This window comes from Parafrankia sp. Ea1.12, from assembly GCF_900465275.1.
GTDB lineage: Bacteria > Actinomycetota > Actinomycetes > Frankiales > Frankiaceae > Parafrankia > Parafrankia soli.
This window is the reverse complement of record NZ_UBIZ01000113.1, coordinates 1-238: the sequence shown is the minus strand read 5'-3', so window position 1 is coordinate 238 and position 238 is coordinate 1. Positions and strand designations below refer to the sequence as shown.

Genomic DNA, 238 nt, shown 5'->3' with positions numbered 1-238 from the left:
CGACCGGGGTGACCAGCCGGTGTGCTCGCAGCGTCTTTGGTAGGAGCTGGATCAGTGCGACAAGGAGCGCCCGGTCCGCCCAGTCCCACCGGGGCTTGGGCTGGGTACGGTGCAGCACCGCGACCTCATGTCGCAGCACCAGCAGCTCGATGTCCTTGGACGCCGACGAGCGGCCGAGGAGAACCAGCCAGCCACACACCCGCACGAAGATCAGATAGAGCAGGCGGATGGACATAAC

The 238-nt window shown here is 66.0% G+C and carries 1 pseudogene; it reads right to left on the bottom strand.

Annotation, left to right across the window (positions count from 1 at the left end):
* A pseudogene (locus FMEAI12_RS02540) lies at positions 1–238 on the bottom strand (transposase); the annotation flags it as partial.